The sequence below is a fragment of the Cupriavidus sp. 01L43 genome (assembly GCF_056399925.1).
In genome coordinates, this window is the sequence record NZ_JBFTSH010000004.1 from 119,948 (window position 1) to 141,735 (window position 21,788).

At 66.1% G+C, this 21,788-nt stretch carries 23 protein-coding genes; 11 read left to right on the top strand and 12 right to left on the bottom strand.

The annotated features are described in order from the left end of the window. Positions 1-3 precede the first annotated feature (3 nt). The 6 genes from AC1DP9_RS09380 to AC1DP9_RS09405 form a co-directional block, all read right to left on the bottom strand. Positions 4-987 carry a Bug family tripartite tricarboxylate transporter substrate binding protein gene (locus AC1DP9_RS09380; protein WP_477107165.1) on the bottom strand — a complete coding sequence of 328 codons (984 nt, stop codon included), beginning with the start codon at positions 985-987 and terminating at the stop codon, positions 4-6. Between the two features lie 81 nt (positions 988-1,068). Then, positions 1,069-1,983, bottom strand: coding sequence for a LysR family transcriptional regulator (locus AC1DP9_RS09385; protein WP_477107166.1), 915 nt, complete (start codon positions 1,981-1,983; stop codon positions 1,069-1,071). A 157-nt stretch (positions 1,984-2,140) separates the two neighbouring features. Next, a complete protein-coding gene (locus AC1DP9_RS09390) occupies positions 2,141-2,971 on the bottom strand; it encodes a hypothetical protein (protein WP_092294889.1) in 831 nt (276 codons plus the stop codon). Positions 2,972-3,019: 48 nt separating this feature from the next. Then, on the bottom strand, positions 3,020-3,478 hold the full coding sequence (locus AC1DP9_RS09395) for a tetratricopeptide repeat protein (protein WP_477107167.1): 459 nt from the start codon (positions 3,476-3,478) through the stop codon (positions 3,020-3,022). 345 nt (positions 3,479-3,823) lie between these two features. Next, positions 3,824-4,813 (bottom strand): Bug family tripartite tricarboxylate transporter substrate binding protein, encoded by a 990-nt coding sequence (locus AC1DP9_RS09400; protein WP_477107168.1) that lies wholly within the window; start codon positions 4,811-4,813, stop codon positions 3,824-3,826. A gap of 100 nt (positions 4,814-4,913) precedes the next feature. Beyond that, positions 4,914-6,074: a BamA/TamA family outer membrane protein gene (locus AC1DP9_RS09405; RefSeq protein WP_477107169.1), complete on the bottom strand. Its 1,161-nt coding sequence runs from the start codon at positions 6,072-6,074 to the stop codon at positions 4,914-4,916. A 270-nt stretch (positions 6,075-6,344) separates the two neighbouring features. Here AC1DP9_RS09405 and AC1DP9_RS09410 point away from each other — a divergent pair, with 270 nt between their 5' ends. Beyond that, positions 6,345-7,178 (top strand): MipA/OmpV family protein, encoded by an 834-nt coding sequence (locus AC1DP9_RS09410; protein ID WP_477107170.1) that lies wholly within the window; start codon positions 6,345-6,347, stop codon positions 7,176-7,178. Positions 7,179-7,194: 16 nt separating this feature from the next. On the opposite strand, the gene AC1DP9_RS09415 is transcribed toward AC1DP9_RS09410, so the two are convergent. The 5 genes from AC1DP9_RS09415 to AC1DP9_RS09435 form a co-directional block, all read right to left on the bottom strand. After that, the gene (locus AC1DP9_RS09415; RefSeq protein ID WP_477107171.1) at positions 7,195-8,004 is read right to left on the bottom strand and encodes a transporter; all 810 of its coding nucleotides are present in this window, start codon (positions 8,002-8,004) and stop codon (positions 7,195-7,197) included. A 5-nt stretch (positions 8,005-8,009) separates the two neighbouring features. Then, a complete protein-coding gene (locus tag AC1DP9_RS09420; RefSeq protein WP_477107172.1) occupies positions 8,010-8,555 on the bottom strand; it encodes a hypothetical protein in 546 nt (181 codons plus the stop codon). Positions 8,556-8,567: 12 nt separating this feature from the next. After that, positions 8,568-9,392, bottom strand: a complete 825-nt coding sequence (locus tag AC1DP9_RS09425; protein ID WP_477107173.1) for a DUF2092 domain-containing protein — start codon at positions 9,390-9,392, stop codon at positions 8,568-8,570. A gap of 189 nt (positions 9,393-9,581) precedes the next feature. Beyond that, positions 9,582-10,988, bottom strand: coding sequence for a dihydrolipoyl dehydrogenase (locus AC1DP9_RS09430; RefSeq protein WP_477107174.1), 1,407 nt, complete (start codon positions 10,986-10,988; stop codon positions 9,582-9,584). A 176-nt stretch (positions 10,989-11,164) separates the two neighbouring features. After that, the gene (locus AC1DP9_RS09435; protein WP_477107175.1) at positions 11,165-11,896 is read right to left on the bottom strand and encodes a glutathione peroxidase; all 732 of its coding nucleotides are present in this window, start codon (positions 11,894-11,896) and stop codon (positions 11,165-11,167) included. Between the two features lie 368 nt (positions 11,897-12,264). Between AC1DP9_RS09435 and AC1DP9_RS09440 the strand changes: the two genes are divergently transcribed. Both AC1DP9_RS09440 and AC1DP9_RS09445 read left to right on the top strand, forming a co-directional pair. Further along, entirely contained in the window at positions 12,265-12,738 is a 474-nt protein-coding gene (locus tag AC1DP9_RS09440; protein ID WP_477107176.1) for a hypothetical protein, read from the top strand. 25 nt (positions 12,739-12,763) lie between these two features. Beyond that, a complete protein-coding gene (locus tag AC1DP9_RS09445) occupies positions 12,764-12,886 on the top strand; it encodes a hypothetical protein (protein ID WP_255370820.1) in 123 nt (40 codons plus the stop codon). A gap of 25 nt (positions 12,887-12,911) precedes the next feature. Here AC1DP9_RS09445 and AC1DP9_RS09450 read toward each other — a convergent pair whose 3' ends face one another. Continuing rightward, positions 12,912-13,571 (bottom strand): response regulator transcription factor, encoded by a 660-nt coding sequence (locus AC1DP9_RS09450; protein ID WP_477107177.1) that lies wholly within the window; start codon positions 13,569-13,571, stop codon positions 12,912-12,914. Between the two features lie 368 nt (positions 13,572-13,939). On the opposite strand from AC1DP9_RS09450, the gene AC1DP9_RS09455 reads away from it, so the two are divergent. The 8 genes from AC1DP9_RS09455 (at position 13,940) to AC1DP9_RS09490 (ending at position 21,762) form a co-directional block, all read left to right on the top strand. Further along, a complete protein-coding gene (locus AC1DP9_RS09455) occupies positions 13,940-14,626 on the top strand; it encodes a hydrolase (protein ID WP_092294830.1) in 687 nt (228 codons plus the stop codon). Between the two features lie 251 nt (positions 14,627-14,877). Then, positions 14,878-15,699, top strand: a complete 822-nt coding sequence (locus tag AC1DP9_RS09460) for an alpha/beta fold hydrolase (protein ID WP_092295101.1) — start codon at positions 14,878-14,880, stop codon at positions 15,697-15,699. Positions 15,700-15,712: 13 nt separating this feature from the next. Continuing rightward, complete coding sequence (locus AC1DP9_RS09465; RefSeq protein WP_092294828.1) at positions 15,713-17,650, top strand: amidohydrolase; 1,938 nt, start codon at positions 15,713-15,715, stop codon at positions 17,648-17,650. 36 nt (positions 17,651-17,686) lie between these two features. Continuing rightward, on the top strand, positions 17,687-18,112 hold the full coding sequence (locus AC1DP9_RS09470; protein ID WP_477107178.1) for a DoxX family protein: 426 nt from the start codon (positions 17,687-17,689) through the stop codon (positions 18,110-18,112). A 4-nt stretch (positions 18,113-18,116) separates the two neighbouring features. Next, the gene (locus tag AC1DP9_RS09475; RefSeq protein WP_477107179.1) at positions 18,117-19,745 is read left to right on the top strand and encodes an MFS transporter; all 1,629 of its coding nucleotides are present in this window, start codon (positions 18,117-18,119) and stop codon (positions 19,743-19,745) included. Between the two features lie 26 nt (positions 19,746-19,771). Continuing rightward, positions 19,772-20,059 (top strand): XapX domain-containing protein, encoded by a 288-nt coding sequence (locus tag AC1DP9_RS09480; protein WP_092294822.1) that lies wholly within the window; start codon positions 19,772-19,774, stop codon positions 20,057-20,059. Positions 20,060-20,063: 4 nt separating this feature from the next. Then, complete coding sequence (locus AC1DP9_RS09485; RefSeq protein WP_477107180.1) at positions 20,064-21,188, top strand: porin; 1,125 nt, start codon at positions 20,064-20,066, stop codon at positions 21,186-21,188. Between the two features lie 184 nt (positions 21,189-21,372). Then, complete coding sequence (locus AC1DP9_RS09490; RefSeq protein ID WP_255370819.1) at positions 21,373-21,762, top strand: response regulator transcription factor; 390 nt, start codon at positions 21,373-21,375, stop codon at positions 21,760-21,762. Positions 21,763-21,788: the final 26 nt, after the last annotated feature.

Here is a 21,788-nt window from a genome sequence, read left to right on the forward strand (position 1 = left end):
GGCTCAATCGATACTGATGTGGCCGGCCTTGATGACCGCGCCCCATTTGGAGGCATCCGCCTTGATCAGGTCGGCAAACTGGGCCGGCGTACCCGGGGCAACCGTCGCGCCGAGGTTTTCGTGCTGCTTCATGATCTTGGGGTCTGCCAGGATCGCATTGATCTCGGCATTCAGCTTCTGCACGATGGCCGGCGGCATGCGGGCCGGCCCCACCACACCGCCCCAGGTCACCATCTCGACGGCAGGGAACCCGGCTTCCGCGATAGTCGGCACATTGGGCAGGAGCGGCGAACGGTTCGGACCGGTAATCGCCAGCGCGCGAATGCGGCCCGCGCGCACCTGCGGCTCCATCGAGGTGAAGTTGCTGATCATCATCTGGATCTGCCCGGCCGCCAGGTCCGATTCCGCAGCGGGCGCGCTCTTGTACGGCACATGGGTGATCTGGACGCCCGCCTTGGAGCGGAACAGCTCCGTCACCACATGCAGGGAGGTGCCGGTACCCGTCGAGCCGTAGAACATCTCGCCGGGATGGGACTTCGCATACGACACGAGGTCATTGACGTTGCTGATGGGAAGCGAGGGGGTGACGCCAAGCAGGTTGGGCTGCGTCCATTGCTTGGCAATCGGCGTGAAATCGTCGATGGCCCGGTACGGCAGACGCTTGGCGGCGAGGGCCGCCACCACGAAAGTGGAGAGATTGGCACCCCCGATGGTGTAGCCGTCCGGCTCCGCCTTGGCAATGACGTCGAGCCCGATGACGCCGGCCCCACCGGGCTTGTTCTCCACGATGAAGGGCTGGCCCAGGCGCTGGCTGAGTGCCGTGGTGAGAATACGCGCCGTCGTGTCGGCAGCGCCGCCGGCGGCCGCATTGACGATGAAACGGACGGGTCGATTCGGGTATTCGCCCTGCGCGAAAGTGGCGGACGCGGCAAGCGTCGCAATCAGCCCGATGGCCGTACGGCCGGCATTCAGCAAAGAAAACTTCACAACAGCCCCCCTTTTGGAAAGTCCATGGAGCAGATGTTATGAAGAAGCGGCCGCCGAACCCATGGCCCCGGCAGACGCGACCTATTCAGATTCGATATGGGTCCGGGCGCGTTCGGTCGCCTTCGAGACGTATCGGAGGAGATCCTGGGCCGGCTGGCTGAGCCGGGTGTCGCTCATCGCCGTGGCATAGAAGGTATAGCTCAGCGTGGGCTTCAGGGGCAGGACGATCCCACCCCGGGCGCGATGCAGTGCACCGGTCAGCGGATCGACAATCGACACGCCCATGCCGCGCAGCACCAGTTCGCTCATCGAATGGAACAGCGAGGCTTCCACGGTGATGTCCAGCTGCAGGCCCGTGGTGGCCAGCAAGGCATCCAGCCGCTTCTGGAACGTGCCGGACGGCCCCACGAAGGGCTTCCCCGCGAGGTCCTTCAGCTCCACGGCGGAAGCCTTGGGGGACAGCCATTTACGGGTGCCGATGCACACGCAGTCCGCACTGAACTCGGCAACGGTTTCCAGGTCCCCCAGGGAGAGAATGTCGGCCGTGAAGCCGATGTCGGCCTGGCGATTGCGCACGGCACGCGCCACTTCCAGATAGGAGGTCACGGACAGCGTGATGAAGACATCGGGATACTTGCCGCGCAGGAACTCGATGGCGTCCGGCATGATCGAGTGCCCGATGGACGGAATGGTGGCGATGGAAAGCCGCCCCATCTTCTGCTTACGCAACTGGTCCGAGAACCGCATGATCTCTTCCAGCCCGAGGAAGGACTGCTGGACCTTGGTCATGAGCGCGACCGCTTCCTCGGTCGGCCGCACCGTGCGGCCGTGCTTGAGGAATAGCGGAAAGCCCACGGTCTTCTGGAGTTCCGCCATTACCCGGCTCATGGAAGGCTGCGACATGCCGAGCGCATCGGCGCCGGCACTCATCCCGCCGTGCACGATGGCAGCGCGGAACGCCTCGATCATCTTGTGGGTAATGACTTTCTCGGACATGGGTCGCCCGCGGCCTGCTCAGGGGCCGCTTTGTCGCTGTACGGAGGAACAGTATAAGGGTGTGACCGGGAACGGCGCGGGGGTGACGGACACATGCCCGTCACCCCCGCCGGTCAGCCACCGCGTTGCACGGCGGCCGGAGGTATTACGAAGGCGATTACGAGCCGACCTTGAGTCGGCCGCCGCGGCCCAGGCCGCCCTTCACTTCCTGCGCCTTGTAGTTGCGCAGCGAGACCACCATGTTGTTGTAGGCGTCCATGAACGCTGCAACCGTGGCCTTGCCTTCCGGCGTGCGGGAGAAACCGCCAAGCCCGCCGGCCGCGCCGCCGCCAAAGGCGCCCAGTGCGGCGCCGAAGTTGGTGGCCGTGGCGTTGCCTTCGGAGATGGACAGCTGCACGCCCGAGCGGATGTCGAACATGGTCAGCGTCACGACCGATGCCTTGCTTTGCATCGCACCGCCAACCAGTGCGCCGGCGGCGCCGAACAGGCTGCCCACGCCGGCAGCCAGCTGGCCCGTGGCGTCGTTATCGATGATGATGGCCGGCTCCATGTAGAAGTCGGCGGCCACGCGCTGGCCCTTCTGCTGCTTCGAACCGGCCCGGAACTCGCCCGAATTGCGCTGCTTGTCGGTGATCGACGACAGCTTGCTTTCGGTGCGGTTATTGCCAACGGACGTGATCACGAAGCAGTTCGACTGCTGCACGGCCAGGCGGATCAGCGGCTCGATGGTCGTGATCTTGGTGGTGGCGCCGAAGCTTGCATACCACTCCTTGCCACGGCCATCGTCCACGGCGAGCGTGCCCAGCGGTGCGTCGCAGCGCTCCAGCGACGGATTGGCATTCACGCTGCTTGCGCCGCCCGCGGCGCCGGTGGCGGCCGTCGGTGCCGTACCAGTGGAGATGCTACCGCCGCCGCCCGGGACGGCACAGCCAGCCAGAACCAGGGACGCGGCCAGTGCGGCCAGGCGCAAAGAAGTCTTCTTGGGCATGAAATCGCCTGTTATTGGAAGTGATGGAAAGAGGAAGGGTGGGACGGCTTAGCGCAGATACCAGCCGGAAGGGCCCCACACCCAGTAATACGGGTAGCCGCTGTACCACGCGTACCAAGACTTGCGATACGCCTCACGCACCTGATACAGACTCTGTTCGTCCTTCTTGGCGGCCTGAGCTTGCGGAATCAGGTCGCGGGCTTCCTTGTTGCCCTTGGAGGCAGCGCGCGTCAGCCAGGCCTCGGCTTCCGCCGGGTCCGATCCCATTTCCTCGAAGCCCATCAGATAGATTCGCCCAAGCGCGAGCTGGGCCTGCACGTGGCCGTTGTCGCCGGCCTTGCGCATCCACTCGAGGGCTTGATGGCTGTTGCGCTCGACGCCGTCGCCGCGCAGGAGGCGCAGGCCCAGGTCATAGGCCGCGTTCGGATTGCGCTCCGCCACTTCGGTCAGGGCCTGCATGCGGCGCTCGGCCTCGGCATCGACGGGCGCGTCCCGGAATGTGCTCACGCGTCGGTCTTGTTCGGTGCAGGCATTGCCGTTGCACACGCGTACCGTGGGCGAGCGCGACAACTGCCCTTCCGCCGACTGCGCGGCGCAGCCCGCCAAGCCCAAAACTGTCACGAACAACAAAGGAACTGAAAAACGCATAGCAACCCACCCCGAACATATTTATTTTTTTTGCAATACCTCGAATACTTAGCTTTGTAAGTAAACGTGTAGATTGTAACGGCATTGCATGTGGGGATTGCAACACATCGTAATGCGAATCAGTGCTTTTGTTGCGTCGCGGACACGTTCTTATCAGGGTAAACCCCAGGAAAAGGAAGGAGGCAGGGCCTCCCGCCGCCCGGATCAGTCGATCTTCGCGCCCGATACCTTCACCGTCTGGCCCCACCGCTGTTGCTCTTTGATGATGGTCGCCGCGAACGCTTCCGGCGATTGCCACGCCGGCTCGGCGCCCTGCGCTTCCAGCTTGGCCTTGGTATCCGGGTCGGCCAGCACGGTGCGCAACGCGCCCGACAGCTTGTCGACGATCTCCCTCGGCGTACCCGCCGGCGCCAGCACCCCATAGAAGCCCACCACCTCGAAGCCCTTCAGGCCGGACTCCTCCATCGTCGGCACATCGGGCAGCGCCGGCGAGCGCTTGCCGGACGTCACCGCCAGCGCGCGGACCTTGCCTGCCCTGATGTACTGGGTGAAGAGCGGAATCGAATCGGCCATCATCTGGGCCTGCCCGCCCATGACATCCGTCAGCGCCGGCGCACTGCCCTTGTACGGGATGTGAACGATGAAGGTGCCCGATGCCTGCTTGAACATCTCCGGCATCAGGTGCGAGATCCCGCCGTTACCGCCCGAAGCGAAGTTGAGCTTGCCCGGGTTCGCCTTGGCATAGGCGATGAATTCCTTGAGATTCCGTGCCGGCACGTTGTTGTTGATCACCATGACCAGCGGGATCAGCGCGGTGCGCGCCACGGGCGCGAAGTCCTTCGGCATGCTGTATGGCAGCTTGGGATACAGCGAATTGTTGATCGACATCTGGCCCGTATTGGCGATCAACAGCGTATAGCCGTCCGGCGCCGCCTTGGCCACGCTGTCCGAACCGATATTGCCGGCCGCGCCGGCCTTGTAGTCCAGCACCACGGACTGGCCCAGCAAGGGCTGGAGCTTCTCCGACAGAATGCGCGCGTGCGTGTCCACCGGACCGCCAGGCGGAAATCCCACCACCATCCGGATCGGCTTCTCGGGCCAGGCGGCGTGGGCAACGCCGGCCGCGAAGGCCAGCGGGGTAAGGGCCAATACGGCCAGGGCTTGCCGGGCACGGCGGGCAGCGAACAACGTCATCGTCTTGTCTCCGGAGGCGGCCCCGCTCTACACGGCGGCGGACCGAAGCGCTATTGTGACGTTAATGTGACATTTTTGTGAAGGTCCATTTTTGTGAAGATCAGAACGCCTCATTGATCTGGAAATACACGCCTTTCGTATTGCGCCCCACGCCGGCATCGAAGCGAACATTGACCCGCGGCTTGAACTCGAAGCGGTAGCCGATGCCGCCATTCGGCAGCCAGTGCCCCCGGAACAGCGCCCCCACATTCGGGCTGACCGCCCCGGTGCCGAGCCAGAACACCATGCCCTGGCGCCCGGCGATATGCCAGCGGTACTCCGCCTGCACCCCCGCCATCACCTTGTCCCGGAACTGGCCCGAGAAGTAGCCGCGCATCCGCTTGTTGTTGCCGAGGGTAGCCATCATGTCCCAGGGCACGTCGCCCCAGTTCATGTTGGCGTAGGCGTCGAAGGCCAGCACATCGCGCTCGCGCATGCGGAAGTACTTGTTGAACGTGAGTTCCACGTTCTCCATATCGGTGTCGCTGCCGAGTTCGCGGCGGTAGACGGTGACGTTGGCCAGCAGCGATTCGCCCCGGTAGGGATTGGGGATGAAGTCCCGCGTGTCGTACGAGAAATGCGCGCTGACCCCGGAACTGAGCACGCGGGGGCCATGCGGGTCGGTCGCCAGCTTGCTGTCGGCGCCGCGCTCCAGCTTCACCGCATCGTCGTACTGCAAGCTCCATCCCGCCCCCACGTAGATGTTGGGACGCACCCGCATCATGATCTTGGGCTGCAGTACCACCTCCTTGCGCGTGAAGGCTTCCTTGTTGGCGTTGTCGATGGCACTGCCGTAGCCGATGCCCCAGTAGGCGGTGGGCATGTTGATGAGATCCGCCTCGATGAGAAAGCGGTAGCTGTCGTCGGCAAAGAACGTGTTGTTCTCGATCGAGATGCCGTAGGCGCCCTTCACGGTGCCGAAGCCGCGGATCGACAGCGTGGATAGCTGCGTCTCCTCTGCGGCGTTGCCCGGCTTGTAGAGGCCGATGGCCGCCGCGCCAATGCCGAAGCCCATTTCCGGGTTGTAGAACGGCCCCGGCAGCACGCCCAAGTCGATGCCCTGGCTCACGTCCACGGCGTCCGATGCGCCGAGCTTGGTGAGGATCCGGTCGATCCAGCCCTGCTTTTCTTCCTTGCTGGCCGGCGCGCCCACCGCTTCCACCACTTCCACCGGCTCGTCCGCCCGCCCGGGCATGGCGGCGCCTGCCAGGCCAATCGACACACATATCGACACACACAAGCGGCGGAGGTAACGGACATGCATGATGGAACCCCGAGATACTGCATCTTGGTGGAGCCACCGGGTGCATCCAAGTGAATCCTTTCGAAGCCGCCCTGCGTGTTTTTTTGCGATGTCCCGGGGAGGACTCGAATTCACTTAACGCGCCGCCCGAAAAGACTGAATTCCCTTGCCGGGCGGGCCGTCGCACAATCCGCGAATTGTCAGCCCCCGCGTGTGCCTGCGCGGGTTCGCCGCAAGGAGACCCCCACGATGAGCGCGCGCCGCTCCCGCCGCCGGACGCCTGCGCTGGGCCGCATCCTCGGCATGCTGGTGATGACCGGCGCCGCCACCACGGCGACGGCCTCTCCGTTCGACCTGCCGAGCACCATCCCGAACATGTTTGGGGTTGGCGTGGGCTCCACCACCGAGTACGCCGGCGGCAACGAACGCATGATCGGGGTGCTGCCGGGCCTGCGCTACACCACGGAAAGCGGCCGGCTGCTGGAATGGTATGGCCCCTACGCCCAGTTCAACTTCGGCAGCCTGACGGGCTTCCAGTACGGCCCCGCCGTCTCCCTTCGCCTGGGACGGAACGATGTGGATGACGCTGTCGTCTCCAAAATCCACGAGATCGACACCACCGGGGAAGCCGGCGGCTTCATCAGCTACGAGTACATCCATCCCGGCAGCATTCCGTACCGGCTGCGCGGGGGGATCAATGTGCTGACGAACGCGGGGATCGTGTATGGCGGGGCCCGCGTGTCGGCGACGGGCACCTTCTGGGTGCCCGTGCACACGCGGATGATGCTCGGGCTCGGTGTGGGCCTGACGTGGGTGAGCGGCAGTTTCAACCGGACCTACTTCGGCGTGACTGCGGAAGACAGCGCTGCCAGCGGCCTGCCCGTCTACACGCCCGGCGGCGGCCTGCAGCAGGGCACGGGCTGGCTCGGGGCGATCTATCGGATCGACCAGCACTGGTACGCGGGCGCGATGATCTACTACCAGCGCATCACCGGCAGCGCCGCCGACAGCCCGATCGTCACGCAGCGCGGCACGCGCAACCAGGTGACCTACGGCGCCGGCATCGCCTACGCCTGGCGCTAGGCCGCACCGCCTTTCATCACTTGGGAAACAGGAAGGTCACCACCGCGCGCCCGCCCCAGCCGTGCGGGCCGCTGACCGGCCCCTCGGCCCAGTACGTGGCGAACAAGGCGAAGCTGACCGGCCGATCCTTGAACTTGACGAGCTTGCTGATGCCCGCGTGAATCGGCACGCTCCATTGCGACTGCTTCCAGTCATACGTGGATTCCGTGTTCAGCGTGTAGGTCCAGGCCGTGGGGGTCGTGTACGAGACAAAGGGCTGGAGGAAGGTGCTGCTGACTGCCGGGCGCCCATTGTCCCCCGCCACCGACCAGATATGGTTGGCCAGCGCGCCATAGGTCCATGGCCCGTGCTGCAACAAGCCGACGGCCGTTGGCCCCAGCCCCCATTTCCGTCCGCTGAGTTGGTTCTCGGTGCCGGTCGGCAACAGCAGCGCCGGGCCTACACCCCAGATCAGCCCTGCTGCCGTAGGCTGCCTCGGCGAAAAGAACAGGCTTTGCAGCGTATCGCCAAGGCCGGTCTGTGTGCCGGAACCGGGGGCGAGGGACGATTGGTGCGTCACGGGCAGGATGGTGCGCGAGATCAGGTTCCAGTCCGCGTTGAGCGTGATCGGCACCACCGGCTGGATGTTCATCGTGAGCCGCTTGCCGTCATGCACGGGGCCGATGCCCCGGTCGTAGTTGAATTGCAGCGGCACGCTGATCAGGGCGGCCACCGGATTGCTGAGTTTCTTTGCCAGCTCCGCGGAGTCTTCGGCATGGGCCGGCAGCAGCGGGGCGATCAGGGTCAGGCCGGCAGCCAGCCGGCGGTCAAAAAGGGAAATCCGCATGCCCGTCAGTAAGGTGGATTCACAACCACGTATTGCGTGCCTTGCGGCTGATACCACGTGGTGCCGCACTGCTGGTACACCATGCCGCCATAGTTGACCGGCGCGCAGCCGGGCGGCACGGTGCGAACCATGGAGCCAATCACGGCGGAGGTCACGGCCACCGTGGCGGTCACGGCGGCGGCCGTCGCCACGGGGTGGTAGTCATTGTCCCAGCCGTTGTGGCAGCACCCGCCGCCCCCTTCCACGTTCACGTTTACGTTGCGGTTCGAATTGACGTTCACGTTGCGGTTGGAATTGACGCTGTTGACACTGTTGCTGCGCACGTTGTTCGCGCGCGCATCCACGTTCTGGTTGTTGACGTGCTGCGCGCCACCGCCGCCCCGCGCCGGCGCCGCCGCGGCACGATTGCCGCCGCCCGCGTGCCCGCCTCCGCCTGCGTGCCCGCCTCCACCTCCGGGACGCGCGTCCGCCAGAGGGGCCCACGCCGTGGCTGCGGCGAGGAAGATCACGGCCATCGACAGCAAGAAGCCCTTCCCAATAGCGTGGTGCATGATGCAGCTCCTTTACTGAGACTTCAGCGGAACGAACTTCGCCTCGGTGGCACCCTGGGGCGGCGTGAACGCGAAGCGGGATTCCTTGAAGCCCGGATTGATGCGCCACCGGATCAGCGAGACCGATTGCGGGCGTGCCTCATCGGCACGATTGGTGATGACCAGCTTGCGCGGCAGGGGCCGCGCGCCGGCGGCGATCCAGATCTGCCAGTCGACATTGCCCTGGCGGAAGGCATAGTGGTCGCAAACCTCGCCCTCCACCACGTCCTGGCCGGCATTCATCGCCGAGGTCATGTTGTCGAGCGGCGCCTGGGGCGTGCCCCAGAGGAACAGGTCCGCCACCGGCAGCTCGATGCCGTACCGCTCCTGCAGCCGGTTGCCCAGCGCGTCCAGGTTCTCCGTGAAGGGCGCCTTCGAGTAGTACTTCTGCTCGGGCAGGTAGAGCACGACCGTCTTGCCGTCGTAGATCAGGTCGCGCGCGGACCGTGCACTGCGCATCTCGGCGCGCAGCATGTTCGGGCGTTGCACGTCCACCTTGGCCGTGGCCATGTGGAGCAGCTTTTGGCCGTCCTGGAGCACCCGCTCGCCGGAGAGGTCCACCTGCGCCTCGAACGTCCGCAGCGTCTGGAGATAGGCGCCCATCTTCTGCAGCGCCTGCACCGCAGCCGGGTCCACGGCGTTGGCCGCCGGTGGTGCGGAGGAAGCCGGCGCCGGGGGCGGCGCGGCACTCGGTTGGGAAGCGCTGGTCGGCGGAGGGGCCGCCGGAGGCGTCGATGGCGCGTGGCTACAGCCCCAGAGCGAAACGGCAAGCACGCTCGATACCGCAATGCGTCTCATGGCAGGCTCCCTGAAATCTGGTTTCGTGCGTGATCGTTCCCCACTTCCTGCTCTGACGGAAGTCAATTTTTCTTAAATCGAATTAACAACAATCGATAATCGGGTAAGCCGCGCCCGCAGGCGAAAAAAAGGGCCGGCAGCGTCACCGCTGCCGGCCCTTCCCAACCAGACCCCTGGTCAGGCCTACTGCTACGTATTCGTCACATCCGTCAGCTTGGCTTCCGCGTCGCGCAGCGCGGTGCGCAGGCCCTCTTCCACCACCGGGTGATAGAACGGCATGGCCAGCATCTGGGCGATGGTCAGGCCCTGCTGGTACGACCACGCCAGCAGGTGGGCGATGTTCTCGGCACGCGGGCCCATCCACTCGGCACCAAGGAAGCGGCCCGTGGCGATGTCCGCATAGACGTGCATCAGGCCCTTGTTCTTCAGCATCACGCGGCTGCGACCCTGATCCTCGAAGCTGACCTCGCCGGTGACGAAGCTGCCCGGCTCCAGGCTGGCGAAAGTGTTGCCGACGATGGCCAGTTGCGGATCGGAGAACACCACGGCCAGCATGGCGCGGCGTGCCAGCGGGCGCACATCGGGCCAGCGCGCAGCGTTGTCGCCGGCGACCTTGCCTTCGTCGGCGGCCTCGTGCAACAGCGGCAGCACGTTGTCGGCATCGCCGGCAATAAACACCGGCGCGGTGCCGCACTGGAGCGTAAGCGGGTCGAAGACCGGCACGCCGCGCGCATCGAGCGCCAGCCCGGCATTCTCTATCGCCAGGTTGTCGACGTTGGGGCGGCGGCCCGTGGCGGCCAGCACGTAGGCAAAGCGCTCGGTCACGGGCTGGCCATCGGCATCCTCGAACGTGATCACCGCTTCGTCACCCTCGCGGCGCATGTCGGTCACGTGGGCGTCGGGCTGCAGCGAGAATTCCTGGTTGAACGCCTGCGCGGCATAGGCGCGGATGGCCGGATCGGTGAACGGGCCGACTGAGCCGCCCATGCCAAACACGCGCACCCGCACGCCAAGCCGGGACAGCGCCTGGCCCAGTTCGAGCCCGATCACGCCGGGGCCGAACACGGCTACGCTGGTCGGCAGGTCGTCCCAGGCGAATACATCGTCATTGACGATCAGCCGGTCGCCAAACACCTGGAACGACGGCGGCACGGCCGGACGCGAACCCGTGGCAATCACCACGCGGCTGGCGCGCACCGTGGTGTGGTCGTCGATCTCCAGCACCGTGTTGTCGATGAAGCGCGCGTGGCCGATCAGGCGGTCCGCCGCCGGAATGTTCTCGGTCCCGCGCACCACAAAGCCCACGAAGCGGTCGCGTTCGCTGCGCACACGGGCCATGACCTCGCGGCCATCGACGCGCACCGGGCCATCCACATGCACGCCGAACGCGCCGGTGTGGCGCGCCTCGTGGGCGGCCTCGGCGGCGGCGATCAGCAGTTTCGACGGCATGCATCCCACGCGGGCACAGGTGGTGCCGTAGGCGCCGCCTTCGATGATCACGGCGCGTTTGCCAGCCGCGATGGCGGCCCGGTAGGCCGCGAGGCCAGCGGTGCCTGCGCCAATCACGGCTACGTCGGTCTGGATGGTCGTCTTCATGATGCGATTCCTGGTAATGAGCGGTTTGCTGCTTTTTTTCTCAATCAGCGGACGGCATGACACCGGCGCCAGGCTGGGCGCCCGATGTCATCGGATCCGACGACTGTCGTGCTGCGGGAAATGTCCCCCCGGACACCGGCGGGAAGCCGGGCCAGGGGAGGCGTGGGGGGATGCGCTTAGCGCGTCAGGTACTGCTCGAGCGCTTCGGCGCCGCCGATCAGCTTGCCGTTGATGAAGACCTGCGGGGCGGTCATGTTGCCGGACACCGCGCCCAGCACCTTGCCGCGCACCTTGTTTTCCAGCGGCACGTCGATGTACTCGAAACCGTTGTCCGACAGCAGTTGCTTGGCCTTGGCACAGAACGAGCAGCCGACCTTCGAGAACACCACGACCTGGTCCGGGCCCTTCGCGTTCGGGGCGATGTGGTTCAGCATCGTGTCGGCGTCCGAGACCTTGAACGGGTCGCCCGGCTCTTCCGGCTCGATGAACATCTTGGCCACGACGCCGTCCTTGACCAGCATCGAATAGCGCCAGCTGCGCTTGCCGAAGCCCAGGTCCGCCTTATCCACCAGCATGCCCATGCCGTCGGTGAATTCACCGTTGCCGTCGGGAATCATGGTGATGTTCTGCGACTCCTGGTCCTTGGACCACTCGTTCATCACGAAGGTATCGTTCACGGACACGCACAGGATGTCGTCCACGCCATGCTTGGCGAACACCGACGCCAGTTCGTTGTAGCGCGGCAGGTGGGTCGACGAGCAGGTCGGCGTGAAGGCGCCGGGCAGCGAGAAGACCACGACGGTCTTGCCGTCGAACAGTTCGGCCGTGGTCACGTTCTTCCATTCATTGTTCTCACGTACACGGAAGGTGACTTGGGGAACGCGTTGGCCTTCGCGGGATTGCAGCATTGGTAAGACTCCTCTGGGTTGGATTGGCGCCACGTGTCGTAGCGATGGGATGGATTCTGACGATCGCCATGTGATTTGTACAATTCATCGTTCCTACCTCGGCGATTGATACAATCTATTATCAATCGGCGTTTTCCGATTGCTTTTCTCTATCGCACGGAATTTCCAAGGCTGCCCGGTTGACGTGAAATGTTGTAAAGAAGCGGGCCGCCGGGCTGCACGGCAGTTAGCATCCGGGCTTGTAAAGGCGGGTATGCCGCTTTTTGTGATGCATTTTTTGTTGCCCGATGTACGACTACATTTGCCCCGCACTGGTTACACGCGTATTTCCCACGCTACCGCCGCAAGGCGGACGTGGCGACATTCACGTGACGGAAACGATGCGCGTGGATGATGGCCTGGAGGTCGTCGGCATCGGCTTCGCCGACTTGCGCTATGTGATGTTCTTTGCCGATGTCCCCGAGGACTTGGCGGATGAGCCGGCAGGCCAGGCGGCCCGCTTCGTCACGGTGGTGCGCGTGGAGGCCGACCACGGCACGATGTTCCTGCCGGACTTCTGGCGCCTGCCCTGCCCGCACATGGTCTGGCAGTTCTCGGAGGCCCTGCTGCAGGCGATGCGCCACCATGTGGACGCCCACCCGTCGGTGCAGCAGTACGTCTGCGTGTCGCAGACCCGAAAGATGGATTTTTTGTGCGAACGCGTGATCCGGCAATTCACGCGCACGCCAGGCAGCGCGCAATTCCGCTGCGTGACGCGGCCGGAAGCTGACAGGACAGTCAGCAGCACAATCAAGAAGGAAGGACGCTATGGCTTTGCACGTCACGAATCATGTTCGGCCTGAGGCGCTCGCGCAGCAGAAACGCCTGATGTCCGGCATCCTGGCCCGGGTGGCCCAGGCCACGGCGGCGCCCACGTTCGCGCTGTCGCCGCGCCCGCTGTTCCAAGCGACCTTGCGCCTGCCGCCGCCCGCCACGCAAGGGCCGGGCTAGCCGCGTCCCCTTCCGAGAATATCTTTCAGAGGCGCTGCTTGCAGATGCCGAGCTGCTGCGCCATCAGGACGAGATCGGCGAACGTACGCGCACGCATCTTGCGCATGGCCTGCCCGCGATGAATCTTGACCGTGACCTCGCTGATACCGATCTGGCTCGCGATCTGCTTGTTGAGCAGGCCGGACACGGCCAGCGTCATGACCTCGGTCTCGCGCGGCGTCAGCGCCTCGTAGCTGGCGCGCAGCGTCACCGCCTGCCGCAGTTCCAGGCGGCGTGCACGATCCTTGTCGAGCGCGGCAGACACCGCGTCGAGCAAATCCTGGTCGCGAATCGGCTTGGCCATGAAGTCCTCGGCGCCAGCCTTCATCGCCGCCACGGTCATCGCAATGTCGCCGTAGCCGGTCATGAAGATGATGGGGATGTTGACGCCCATCTGGGCCAGCCGGGTCTGGAGGTCGAGCCCGCTCGGCCCGCGCAGCCGCACATCAAGCACGAGGCAGCACGGCACGTCGGGAATGGTGAACTCGAGCAGTTCGGCGGCCGAGGCGAACAGCGCCACCTCCATGCCCACCGAGCGGAACAGGTTGCCCAGGCCCGCGCGCAGCATCGCGTCGTCGTCGACAACCAGCACCAGCGCATTGTCGCGCGTGCTGTCGTCAGCGGGCTCCAGGCTATTCGATGTCACGTTTTCTCTCCCTGTCCGCGGGGGTGGTCCCGGGTATCTGCTGCGAATTATATCGAGGACAGCGAGATGCCCCGCCGGCCACCACGGACGCAGCGCCCCGCATTTCAACATAGTCAGCGCGGACATGCCATTCATACCATCGGGTTAGTTGGCCAAACGCGGCGCAGGCGCCACCATGTCATCCGCAAACACGACTGGCCGCGCGTGGCGGGTTTCCTGCCGCCCGGTGTCGACCGCCGCTTAGCCGATCGCACGAGAAACTAATACGATCGAACAGTAGCTGTCAGCGGGACAGGCGCTTAGTCTTCCGCCGGGCTGTTACCACCAGCATGCCCCAATCCCTTGCCAATGTTTCCTGGAGCAATACCATGTCCAATCCGAAGCTCGAAGTCCTGACCCCGCAAAACAGCCAGCTCATCATCATCGACCACCAGCCGCAGATGGCCTTCGGCGTCCAGTCGATGGACCGCCAGGCGCTGAAGAACAACGTCGTGGGTCTGGCCAAGGCGGCCAAGATCTTCAACGTGCCGACCACCATCACGACGGTGGAAAGCGAGTCGTTCTCGGGCTTCACGTACCCGGAGATCCTGGACGTGTTCCCGAACCAGAAGACGCTCGAGCGCACCTCGATGAACTCGTGGGACGACCAGAAGGTGCGTGACGCCCTGGCCGCCAACGGCCGCAAGAAGGTGGTCGTGGCCGGTCTCTGGACCGAAGTCTGCAACACCACCTTCGCGCTGTGCGCGATGCTGGAAGGCGACTACGAGATCTACATGGTCGCCGATGCCTCGGGCGGCACCTCGAAGGAAGCCCACGACTACGCCATGCAACGCATGGTGCAGGCCGGCGTGGTGCCGGTGACCTGGCAGCAGGTGCTGCTGGAGTGGCAGCGCGACTGGGCCCACCGCGACTCCTATGACGCCGTGATGAAGCTCGTCAAGGAGCACTCGGGCGCCTACGGCATGGGCGTGGACTACGCCTACACGATGGTCCACAAGGCCGCCCAGCGCACCGCCACGCCGCACGAGTCCGTGGCGCCGGTCGCCGCACGCTGATGTCCGCCGCCCCGCTGCCGCCTGCGGGAGCGGGGCGCTCCTCCGTCGCATCCTTCACATTCCTCGCCAGAACCGTCATGCAACCCCAAGAACAAATCGAAGCGCTCAATCCCTCGCGTCGCAAGCTGCTGGTCTCGGGCGCCGGCACCGTCGGCGTGGCTGCCGTCGCCGCGCTGTCCGCCACCACCCAGGCCAATGCAGCCGGCAAGCCGCAGGCTGGCGCCACCCATCACACTGCAGGAGGCAACACCATGAGCACCATCACCACCAAGGACGGCACGCAGATCTTCTACAAGGACTGGGGCTCGGGTCGCCCGGTCGTGTTCTCGCACGGCTGGCCGCTCAACGCCGACGCCTGGGACGCGCAGATGCTGTTCCTGGTGCAGAAGGGCTTCCGCGTGATCGCTCATGACCGTCGCGGCCATGGCCGCTCGGGCCAGCCGTCGCAGGGCAACAACATGGACACCTACGCCGATGATCTCGCCGCGCTGCTCGACGCGCTCGACATCAAGGGCGCCACGCTGGTCGGCCACTCCACCGGTGGCGGCGAAGTCACGCACTACATCGGCCGCCACGGCACCAAGCGCGTCGCCAAGGCCGTGCTGATCGGCGCCGTGCCGCCTATCATGGTCAAGACCGCCAACAACCCCAACGGCCTGCCGATGGACGTGTTCGATGGCATCCGCAAGGGCGTGACGGATAACCGCTCGCAGTTCTACAAGGACCTGGCCGTGCCGTTCTTCGGCTTCAACCGTCCGGGCGCCAAGGTCTCGCAAGGCACCATCGACGCCTTCTGGGCGCAGGGCATGGCCGGCGGCATCCTGGGCCAGTACGCGTGCATCAAGGAATTCTCGGAGGTGGACTACACCAACGACCTGAAGAAGATCGACGTGCCGACGCTGGTCATGCATGGCGACGACGACCAGATCGTGCCGATCGACAACGCCGGCAAGCTGTCCGCCAAGATCGTGAAGAACGCCACACTGAAGGTCTACCCCGGCGCGCCGCACGGCATGTGCGTGACCCACGCCGACCAGATCAACGCCGACCTGCTCGCCTTCCTCAACACCTGATCCCAGCCGCACCATGTCAGTTACCCGCCGGCATTTCATTGCCTCGGCTGCCGCACTCGGTGCGGCGGCTTCTTCGGAGCTCTTCGCCATGACATCCGCCACGCCAGACCTCATCCTTGTCAACGGCAAGTTCGCCACGCTCGACCGCGCCAACCCTCAGGCCGATGCCGTCGCCATCCAGAATGGCCGCTTCGTCGGCGTGGGCACGCGCCAGGACATCATGAAACTGGCCGGCACGCAGACGAAGATCGTCGACCTGAACGGCCGGCGGGCCATTCCCGGGCTGATCGACAGCCACATGCACATCATCCGGGGTGGCCTGAACTACAACATGGAACTGCGCTGGGACGGCGTGCGCTCGCTGGCGGACGCCATGCGCATGCTCAAGGACCAGGTCGCCCGTACCCCGGCTCCGCAATGGGTGCGCGTGGTGGGTGGCTTCACCGAGCACCAGTTCGCCGAGAAACGCCTGCCCACCATCGAGGAACTGAACGCCGCCGCGCCGGACACCCCGGTCTTCATCCTCCACCTGTACGACCGCGCCATCCTCAACGGCGCCGCGCTGCGTGCGGTGGGCTACAACAAAGACACCCCGAATCCCCCGGGCGGCGAGATCGTGCACGACAAGGCCGGCAATCCCACCGGCCTGCTGCTGGCCAAGCCCAACGCTACCATCCTGTACGCCACGCTGGCCAAAGGCCCGAAGCTGCCGCCGGAGTACCAGAAGAACTCCACGCGCCACTTCATGCGCGAAGTGAACCGGCTCGGCGTGACCGGCGTGATCGACGCCGGCGGCGGCTACCAGAACTATCCCGATGACTACAACATCATCGAGGAACTGCATAAGGAAGGCCAGCTCACGGTGCGGCTGGCCTATAACCTGTTCACGCAGAAGCCCAAGGAAGAACTGAGCGACTTCAAGACCTGGACCTCGACCGTCAAGCCGGGCCAGGGCGATGACCTCTACCGCCACAATGGCGCCGGCGAGATGCTGGTCTACACCGCGGCCGACTTCGAGGACTTCCGCGTCGAGCGGCCCGACATGCCCCCGTCGATGGAAGGCGACCTCGAGCCCGTGATCCGCCTGCTGGCCGAGAAGCGCTGGCCGTGGCGCCTGCACGCCACCTACAACGAGACCATCACGCGCGCGCTGGATGTCTACGAGAAAGTGGCCAAGGACATCCCGTTCGACGGCCTGAACTGGTTCTTCGACCACGCCGAGACCATCACCGATCGCAATATCGACCGCATCGCGGCATTGGGCGGCGGCATCGCCGTGCAGCACCGCATGGCCTACCAGGGCGAGTACTTCGTCGAACGCTACGGTGCCAAGGCCGCCGAGGCCACGCCGCCGATCAAGCGGATGCTGGAAAAAGGCGTCAAGGTGGGCGCCGGCACCGATGCCACGCGCGTGGCGTCCTACAACCCGTGGGTCTCGCTGTACTGGCTGACCACGGGCAAGACCGTGGGCGGCATGGCGATGTACCCGCAGGCCAACCTGCTCGACCGCGAAACCGCGCTGCGCCTCTGGACCGAGGCCAACACGTGGTTCTCGTCGGAAGTCGGCAAGAAGGGCCAGATCAAGGTGGGCCAGCTGGCCGACGTGGCCGTGCTGTCGCAGGACTACTTCAGCGTGCCGGGCGACGACATCCAGGACATCACCTCGGTGATGACGATCCTGGGCGGCAAGGTGGTCTACGGCGATAGCGAGTTCAACAAGCTCTCGCCCGAGATTCCGCCAGCCATGCCGGACTGGTCGCCGGCCCGCCACGGCAGCCAGTACCAGCCGCGCCCGCAAGCGAAGGCTCTCGCGCTGGCCACCGCCTGCGGCTGCGCCAGCTCCTGCGGCGTGCACGGCCACGCGCACGCCAAGGCGTGGACGTCGAGCGTGCCGACGGCTGACGAAAGCTCGTTCTGGGGCGCGCTGGGCTGCTCGTGCTGGGCGTTCTGATGCCCCTGTTCCTTGATTGCTGACCGGAGACCGGCCATGGCTGATACCACTTCCTCGATGAGATCGGCCACGGCCGGCTCGGGCATCCTGCCGCGCTGGGTGCGCTGGGTCGCGCTACTGCTGCTCTGCGGCGCCTATATCCAGGGCGGCCTCGTCAAGCTGTTCGACTTCCCCGGCGCGGTGGCCGAGATGGAGCACTTCGGCCTCACGCCGGCCGTGCCCATGGCCGTCGCCACGATCGTGCTGGAGCTGGGCGCCGCCGCGCTGATCCTGCTCGGCCGCTGGCGCTGGCTGGGCGCGCTGGCGCTGGCCGTGTTCACGGTCGCCGCCACGTTCATGGCCAACCGCTTCTGGAGCGCGCCGACCGAAGCCCGCTTCATGCTCGCCAACGCCTTCTTCGAGCATCTGGGCCTGGCCGGGGCCTTCGTGCTCGTGGCGTGGGAAGACCTCCGCAGACACTGATTCCATGGCCGATTCCCGCTCCTCCACCACCGCCGCCAGCCCTGCCGGCGGCACCTTCGCCCCGCTCGCCCAGAGCACGTTCGCCGTGCTCTGGGCCGCCACCATTCTCGGCAACATCGGCAGCTTCATGCGCGACGTGGCCAGCGCATGGCTGGCCACGGACCTTTCTTCCTCCCCCGCCGCCGTGGCCACGATCCAGGCCGCCGCCACGCTGCCCGTGTTCCTGCTGGCCATTCCGGCCGGCGTGCTGTCTGACATCCTCGACCGGCGCCGCTTCCTGATCGTCATCCAGTTCGGCATGGCGGCGGTCAGCGGCACGCTGATGCTGCTCGCCTTGAAGCAGGCGCTGACCATCGAAATCCTGATCGCCATGGCCTTCGCCGGCGGCATCGGCGCGGCCATGATGGGGCCCACGTGGCAGTCGATCGTGCCGGAACTGGTGCCGATGCAGGAGCTGAAGCGCGCCGTGGCGCTCAACGCGCTGGGCGTGAACATCGCGCGCGCCATCGGGCCTGCTGCCGGCGGCCTGCTGCTGGCCGCGTTCGGCGCGGCCACCACCTACGGGCTGGACCTGCTCAGCTATATCTTCGTGATTGCCGCGCTGCTCTGGTGGAAGCGCCCCGAGCGCGCCACCGACCCGCTGCGCGAGCATTTCTTCGGCGCCTTCCGCGCCGGCCTGCGCTTCACGCGCGCCCACAGCAAACTTCACGTGGTGCTGGCGCGCGCCGCCGTCCATTTCGCGTTCGGCAGCAGCATCTGGGCGCTGCTGCCGCTGGTCGCCAAGCAGTTGCTGCACGGGGGCGCCAGCCTCTACGGCGTGCTGCTGGGCGGCGTGGGCGCCGGCGCCATCCTCGGCGCGCTGATCATGCCCAAGCTGCAACGCCGGCTCGATGCCGATGGCATGGTGCTGCTCTCAGCCCTCGTCACGGCGGGCGTCATGGCGGTGCTGTCCGTGGCGCCGCCGGTCTGGATCGCCCTGCCGCTGCTGCTGCTGCTCGGTGCGGCATGGATTTCCGCGCTGACCACGCTCGGCGGCGTGGCGCAGGCGATTCTGCCGAACTGGGTGCGCGGCCGTGCGCTGGCGGTCTACCAGATGGTGTTCAACGGGGCGATGGCCGGCGGCAGCCTGCTGTGGGGCTTCGTGGCACAAGAGACCGGCACGCCGAACGCGCTGCTGATAGCGGCGGCGGGGCTGGTCGTGGCAGCGCTGCTCCTGCACCGCCTGCGCCTGCCGCAGGGCGAGGAAGACCTTGTCCCGGCACGGCACTGGCCTCAGCCGGAGATGGCGGGTGAGATCGCCCAGGACCGTGGCCCGGTCATGATCCTGATCGAGTACTGCGTCACCGCCGCGGACCGCGACGCCTTCCTGCGCGCCGTGCACAAGCTGTCCGACGAGCGCCTGCGCGACGGCGCGTTCAACTGGGGCGTGATGGAGGACCCGGCCGACCCCGAACTGCTGACCGAGTGGTTCCTGGTCGAATCCTGGGCCGAACACATGCGCCAGCACGAGCGCGTGCACCACGCCGACGCCGACCTCCAGCGCGATGTCACGCGCTACCACACCGGCGCCACGCCGCCCCGCGTGCGCCACCTGCTGGGCGTTGGCCTGCCCCCGGGCAAGCCGGCTGTCTGACCCCTCCCATTCATATCGAGACCATCATGAAGCTCTATCTCGTCTCCCTGGGCGCCGGCATTCTCGTCGGCATCATCTACGCGCTGATGCAGGTGCGCTCCCCGGCGCCGCCCGTGGTGGCACTGATCGGCCTGCTGGGCATGCTGATCGGCGAGCAGGTCGTGCCGCCGATCAAGCGCATGCTGGCCGGCGAGCCGGTCACCGCCGCGTGGTTCCACAGCGAATGCGTGCCGAAGATCACCGGCGCGCCGCCCAGCACGCTGACCGCCGCCAACAAGGCCGAGGCCGCCAACCCCAACGAGAGCCAGCGCTGACCCCATGCCGTACCGACGTCTTGTATCGCCGCGCGTCGCCGCGCTGGGGTTGGGGTTGGGGTTGGGACTGTGCGTGGCCGGCGGGCCTGCCGCAGCGCAGAGTTCCGTGACCATCTACGGCCGCCTCAACACGGCCATCGAATATAGCCGCGCCAGCACGGCCACCGACGGCACCGCGCTGGGCAGCGTGGTGCGGCAGACCAACTACCGCTCCGTGTTCGGCCTGCGCGGCGAGGAAGGTCTCGGCGGCAGCCTGAAGGCGCTGTGGCAGATCGAGAGCAACCTGTCGCTCGATACCGGCCAGGGCCAGATCGCCAGCCGCAACTCGCGCGTCGGCCTCCAGGGCGACTACGGCCTGCTGTTCATGGGGCACTGGCAGACGCCCTATACCGAGTCGACGGCGGCCTACGACCCGTACTACCCGACCACCGCCGGCTACATGGCGCTGATCGGCAACGGCTCCACGTCCTCGTCGGACAACGTGCAGGACACCAGTTCGTTCGATCGCCGCCAGAAGAACATCGTGCAATATCGCTCGCCGCAGTTCGGTGGCGTAAGCGTCTGGCTGGGCTGGGGGCTGCCGGAGGAGAAGACCACCGTGGCGCGCAATCCGGCGCTGTACTCGGCGGCGGCGGTCTACGAGCGCGGCCCGCTGAACGCCACCCTGGCCTACGAGGTGCACCAGCACTACCAGGCCGCCGGCCGCAACGACGACGCCATCAAGGTCGGCGTGGCCTACCAGCTGTTCGCCGGCACGCGCGTCTCCGCCATCTACGAGCACCTGCACTACCGCACCGACACCGGCGACCTCCAGCGCAACGGCTACTATGCCTCGCTGGTGCAGCAGCTCGGCCCCGGCAGCGTGCGGATCGGCTTCGCCTATGCCGCCAATGGCACGGGCTCGTCCACGGACACCGTCGGCTTTTTCCGGAGCGGCTCCGGCACGGGCGCCACGCAGGTGACGGTTGGCTACGACTACCCGCTCTCCAAGCGCACGGCCCTGTTCGCCTGGTATAGCCGGATCAACAACCGCCCGAACGCGGTCTACGACTTCGCCATCAACGAGCTTGGCGTCAGCGCGGGGGCCGATCCGCAGACCTTTGCCCTGGGCATGCGCCACTATTTCTGAAGCGCTGCAAGACATACCTAGGTATGAGTCCGCCGGCGCGGTCCGGCGCGGCTGCCGTGTGGGACGGGCGCCGACAATACCACCGTATGATATGGGCCGCGCCCGCCTGGCAGTATGCTGTGAGCAAGCGATGGGGGCCCCGAATCGGCCCCGTCATCGCTCCGGACTACTCAAGGAATCCCGTGTGACTGCCACCCCGGTGATCGCCATCGTCGACGACGACGCGTCGGTCCGACACGCCCTGGGACGGCTCGTGCGCTCGTTCGACCTCGCCGTCGCGCTGTACGGCAGCGGCGAGGAACTGCTGCAATCGGCCGCCCTCGATACGGTTTCCTGCCTGATAACCGACGTACAGATGCCCGAGATGAACGGGTTCGAGCTGTGCGAGGCCCTGCGGGCGCGCGACCTGCACATGCCCGTGATCTTCATGACCGCGTTCGCACAGGCGGGCTACGAAGCCCGCGCCGTGGCCGCCGGCGCGGCATGCTTCCTGCACAAGCCTTTCCTCGACACGGCTATCATTGCGTGCATCGAGCGCGCGCTGGCGCCCGCCCCGGAAGATCCCGGCGCCTAGCGCGGCGCAACGCCCCACCCCCGCCC

Bases quoted from the DNA above. Each gene is read 5' to 3' on its own strand.
- AC1DP9_RS09385 (WP_477107166.1), bottom strand. From the start codon at position 1,983: ATGTCCGAGAAAGTCATTACCCACAAGATGATCGAGGCGTTCCGCGCT.
- AC1DP9_RS09390 (WP_092294889.1), bottom strand. From the start codon at position 2,971: ATGCCCAAGAAGACTTCTTTGCGCCTGGCCGCACTGGCCGCGTCCCTG.
- AC1DP9_RS09400 (WP_477107168.1), bottom strand. From the start codon at position 4,813: ATGACGTTGTTCGCTGCCCGCCGTGCCCGGCAAGCCCTGGCCGTATTG.
- AC1DP9_RS09410 (WP_477107170.1), top strand. From the start codon at position 6,345: ATGAGCGCGCGCCGCTCCCGCCGCCGGACGCCTGCGCTGGGCCGCATC.
- AC1DP9_RS09415 (WP_477107171.1), bottom strand. From the start codon at position 8,004: ATGCGGATTTCCCTTTTTGACCGCCGGCTGGCTGCCGGCCTGACCCTG.
- AC1DP9_RS09420 (WP_477107172.1), bottom strand. From the start codon at position 8,555: ATGCACCACGCTATTGGGAAGGGCTTCTTGCTGTCGATGGCCGTGATC.
- AC1DP9_RS09425 (WP_477107173.1), bottom strand. From the start codon at position 9,392: ATGAGACGCATTGCGGTATCGAGCGTGCTTGCCGTTTCGCTCTGGGGC.
- AC1DP9_RS09430 (WP_477107174.1), bottom strand. From the start codon at position 10,988: ATGAAGACGACCATCCAGACCGACGTAGCCGTGATTGGCGCAGGCACC.
- AC1DP9_RS09435 (WP_477107175.1), bottom strand. From the start codon at position 11,896: ATGCTGCAATCCCGCGAAGGCCAACGCGTTCCCCAAGTCACCTTCCGT.
- AC1DP9_RS09445 (WP_255370820.1), top strand. From the start codon at position 12,764: ATGTCCGGCATCCTGGCCCGGGTGGCCCAGGCCACGGCGGCGCCCACG.
- AC1DP9_RS09455 (WP_092294830.1), top strand. From the start codon at position 13,940: ATGTCCAATCCGAAGCTCGAAGTCCTGACCCCGCAAAACAGCCAGCTC.
- AC1DP9_RS09460 (WP_092295101.1), top strand. From the start codon at position 14,878: ATGAGCACCATCACCACCAAGGACGGCACGCAGATCTTCTACAAGGAC.
- AC1DP9_RS09465 (WP_092294828.1), top strand. From the start codon at position 15,713: ATGTCAGTTACCCGCCGGCATTTCATTGCCTCGGCTGCCGCACTCGGT.
- AC1DP9_RS09470 (WP_477107178.1), top strand. From the start codon at position 17,687: ATGGCTGATACCACTTCCTCGATGAGATCGGCCACGGCCGGCTCGGGC.
- AC1DP9_RS09475 (WP_477107179.1), top strand. From the start codon at position 18,117: ATGGCCGATTCCCGCTCCTCCACCACCGCCGCCAGCCCTGCCGGCGGC.
- AC1DP9_RS09480 (WP_092294822.1), top strand. From the start codon at position 19,772: ATGAAGCTCTATCTCGTCTCCCTGGGCGCCGGCATTCTCGTCGGCATC.
- AC1DP9_RS09485 (WP_477107180.1), top strand. From the start codon at position 20,064: ATGCCGTACCGACGTCTTGTATCGCCGCGCGTCGCCGCGCTGGGGTTG.